The following is a 3,971-nucleotide window of genomic DNA, read 5'->3' as shown; positions in this document are numbered from 1 at the left end:
GAGACGGTACCTTCTATCAGAGCACAGGCCGGCTGATGGCACGAGGGCCCGGCAGAAAAGGAAAAACGGGATAACAGAGAGAAAAAAGTTGATAGACTTTTGTCTACTTTATTGACAGAGGCACAATTTCTACCAACTGCCGATAATTCTACCCATTCCTACTGTTTTTCTCCCAACTATCCAAGAAATACTACCAACTTATTGGAGACTTTTTTACATAAAAAGCCCTCCTGCGTTGCACGTAGGTGGCGAACGCAGGAGGTTTCCTTTAGCGATGTGTTATGAGAGCAGATCCTCTTTCCAGCGGTAGATGCTTTTTTTCGTTTTTCCGCTCTGTTTGTCGACGTAAGGATAAAGGATCCGGCGTACGGTTGATAAACTGCTGATATTAAGCAGGCGGGAAGCCTCCCGCACGGTGATCGTGCGGCCGATAAATAACCCGTAACAGCGAAACAGGCGCTGTGGTGTCTCTGGTTGGGCTGTGCGGCAGAGGCAGCATGACCAGCGGCCGAACGCTCTGACCATATACCCTTCCTCGCATGACGGGCAGGACACTTGAAGAGATAATTCTTCCGGGGAAAGATCGTATTTTTTCAGCAGGTCCCCGGGTTCCGGTACGTGGGAGGCCGCCAGTTTTTCTGCGAGAATCCGGCATTTATCCGCCGCTAAGTATTTTCTTTTATTCTGCTCCAGCAGTGTTTGATAAACGGCCGGAAGTTTCGTGATATGTGAGAAGTTCGGTACGGGCTGGTCGCAGGTAATTCGGGAATAATCGTTGGCTATGCAGATATGAGAGTAAACAGGTATAGAGGGAAATCCGTTAGAGGTAAGCCACGCCTTAAGCTGCAGTTCCTGGCGGCGGCTTTGCTGGATGGGACAGGGGTATACTTTTTCTTCTCCCTTTGTTGATTGAATCAGCTGGGCAAATTGAGGTTCCAGCCGAAGCTCTCCTTTGTAATTTTTCACTTCCGTTATGAGCAGAAAATGAGGCGTCACAACAACCGCATCCATCTGGAAATAACGTTTTTGTCCGTTTTCGAGGCGAGGCTGATAAAGAATCAGCGGTTCTTCTTTCAAAAACTGCATATAATAAGGAAGCTGACTTTCTCCGGCATATCCGGCCCGGTGATTAAAATAGTCGTGCTGAACGGCCGGCCGCTTTGGGTGCGTGGACGGCAGACAGTCGAGTAAAAGGTCGTACCTGGCAAGTATACGCGGTGGCTGCTGCTTTTTTATTTCCATAGAACAACTCCTTTTCAAAGATTAGTTTTATTATATGGGAAATAAAGTAAAATATAAAGAGGTTTATTTCCACACTACAAAGGGAACGTACGTTCTAAACACCTTTTCTATTTCCGGGGAAATTAAAAAAACCTCCGGACTGATTTCCGGAGGTTTTGTACAAGTGATCAATATAAAGTTATTTTATGACTTCTGATTTCTTTTTTGCTACAGCTGGTTCAGCATCGTTCACTCGCTCAATATCTGCACCGAGGGCTTTCAGCTTCTCTGTGAAGCTCACATAGCCGCGGTCGATGTGCTTAAGCTCAGTGACGCGTGTGTGGCCTTCTGCAACGAGTCCTGTAAGAACGAGTGCTGCTCCTGCGCGGAGGTCTGTGGAAGCCACTTCCGCTCCCTGAAGGGATACAGGTCCGTTCACGATGGCCGTTCGTCCTTCGATTTTAATGTTACCGTTCATGCGGCGGAATTCTTCTACGTGCATGAAGCGGTTTTCAAAGACGGTTTCTGTTATGACGCTGTTACCTTCTGCTCCGAGCATGAGTGCCATCATCTGGGCCTGCATATCGGTCGGGAAGCCTGGGTGAGGCATTGTTTTGATGTCAACCGCCTTCAGCTTTTCCGGGCCGATGACACGGACGCCGGTGCCTTCTTCTTCGATCTGAATGCCCATTTCGCCCATTTTTGAGATAACAGGACGCAGGTGTTCCGGAAGAACGTTCTCGATGAGGACGTTTCCTCCTGTGATCGCAGCGGCTGCCATGAACGTTCCCGCTTCGATACGGTCCGGGATGATCGTGTGTTCCGCTGCTGTGAGCTCTTCTACACCGTCAATCCGGATCGTTCCGGTACCGGCACCGCGGACTTTTCCACCCATTGCGTTAATGTATGTTGCGAGGCAGACGATTTCCGGTTCTTCCGCGGCGTTCTCAATAATTGTTGTTCCTTCCGCCATGGAAGCCGCCATCATAATGTTTTCTGTCGCACCGACGCTTGGAAAGTCGAGGTATACTTTGCCTCCCTGGAGACGGCCGTCTACTTTTGCTTCGATATAGCCGCTTCCGATCTCTACTTTAGCACCCATCGCCTCAAAGCCTTTCAAGTGCTGGTCGATCGGACGGGAGCCGATAGCGCATCCTCCCGGAAGAGCGATACGGGCGTGGCCTTCCCGGGCAAGAAGCGGTCCCATAACGAGGAAAGAGGCACGCATTTTACTTACAAATTCAAACGGCGCTTCTGTCGACAGCGGGCCTTCCGCATTTACTTTAATATGAGTCTTTCCATCGTATTCAATTTCCGCGTTCAGGTTGCGGAGCACTTCACTGATCGTGTAGACGTCAGCCAGAGCTGGCACATCGTAAAGGTGGCTTGTTCCTTTTCCAGCTAGAATAGATGCGGTAATTACAGGCAGAACAGCGTTCTTTGCTCCCTCAATGCGTACGCTTCCGCTGAGGCGCTGTCCTCCTTGGACGATAATTTTTTCCAATATATTCCCCTCCGTGTCCAGATGCCTTCACAACTGGTAATCATGACTGATCCTGGTAGTTCTGCTTAGTTTTTTTTATAAGAAGTAAGATCATCAGCTGCATTCATTAAAAAGATCGTCCGGTGTCTATCCGTCTGCGGCGCTTTGCCACTCTGCCTGTACAAACGGTTTCCGGATTCCCACTAAAATAAATAGCGGAGTGACGTTGACCAGTTTAAATAGTTCAATAAAAAGCTCGTTACTAAATGTGTCAGTGCTACGGTTGTTAATACCATTAATGCTTTTGCTTTCATACCGTCGGGGTCTTTAACAAACAGGTCGAATCGGAACGACTGTACGCACCACCACACCACTACAAGTACCATCAGGCTGATCATGATGTTAAACAGTGACTGCTGTCCAATTGAATCCAACATTTGCTACCCCTCCGTCATGCGTACAAAATAAGAATCTGCCTTTCCGGGACTTTTCTTCCGGAAATTAGGCACAACCACTATCTTAACGAAATTCACTATGAAAGGCTACCTCTTATTAACACAAATTGATTAAAATAAGTAGGCCTTTTGAATTATTTTCGTTAAAATGTACGCATAAACCGCTTTCACTTTCTTTCCGTAGACATATTATCTCGGATTTGTGCTTTTAAAAAAACTTCTACTACTTTACATTCACTGAAACAGCTGAAAATAATCATCTTTTTTTAACTTTCCGGAATGTTTTTCCACTATGTAGAATGAACCTGGTTTTTAAAAAAGCATACCACGCAGCGGCAAAAAAACTTCATTTGTGTCCGCCCTCTTTTATTGACGCTGCCCTTCGTAAAAAGTTTCACAAAATCAGCAAAAAATAAAAGAGCTGGTCCTAAGAGGTGGTGCAGAATGCTTTTCCTATACTTTAATGGAGTTTATTGTAAAAAGAAATGAGCTCTTTTACCTATTTTCTGAAAATACCGATAATACATTCGCCAGTTCTTTTCGATGGCCAATGCCATCTGTCCTGAACGGTGGTAGTATTCTTCGAAAAGTTGGAAGAAATACAGGGAGAGATGGTAGTATTCACGAAAGTTGGTAGAAATACAGCGGAAGTTGGAAGTATTCCGGAGAGGGGGTGGAACTATTTGTGATACTCTGTCAAGAAACTAGACACGTATAATTGGGATTTGATCGTTTCTTCTACCGCGCTCTCGCTTGGTGGCATTCGATAGACAATCAGGGAGACCCTGAATGTCTATCGAATGGACAGATGA

At 46.4% G+C, this 3,971-nt stretch carries 3 protein-coding genes; all 3 read right to left on the bottom strand.

The genetic code is table 11. The features are described 5' to 3' along the window. Window positions 1–279: 279 nt before the first annotated feature. Complete coding sequence (locus C6Y45_RS17160) at window positions 280–1,242, bottom strand: nuclease-related domain-containing protein (RefSeq protein WP_107586447.1); 963 nt, start codon at window positions 1,240–1,242, stop codon at window positions 280–282. Between the two features lie 178 nt (window positions 1,243–1,420). Next, window positions 1,421–2,725, bottom strand: coding sequence for a UDP-N-acetylglucosamine 1-carboxyvinyltransferase (gene murA, locus C6Y45_RS17155; protein WP_107586446.1), 1,305 nt, complete (start codon window positions 2,723–2,725; stop codon window positions 1,421–1,423). Window positions 2,726–2,907: 182 nt separating this feature from the next. Then, window positions 2,908–3,141, bottom strand: a complete 234-nt coding sequence (locus C6Y45_RS17150; RefSeq protein WP_107586445.1) for a DUF1146 family protein — start codon at window positions 3,139–3,141, stop codon at window positions 2,908–2,910. Window positions 3,142–3,971 lie beyond the last annotated feature (830 nt).

Origin of the sequence: Alkalicoccus saliphilus, from assembly GCF_003044065.1 — a bacterium.
Taxonomy (GTDB): Bacteria; Bacillota; Bacilli; order Bacillales; family Salisediminibacteriaceae; genus Alkalicoccus; species Alkalicoccus saliphilus.
The sequence above is the reverse complement of the archived record's forward strand: the minus strand, read 5'-3'. Positions and strand labels throughout refer to the sequence as shown.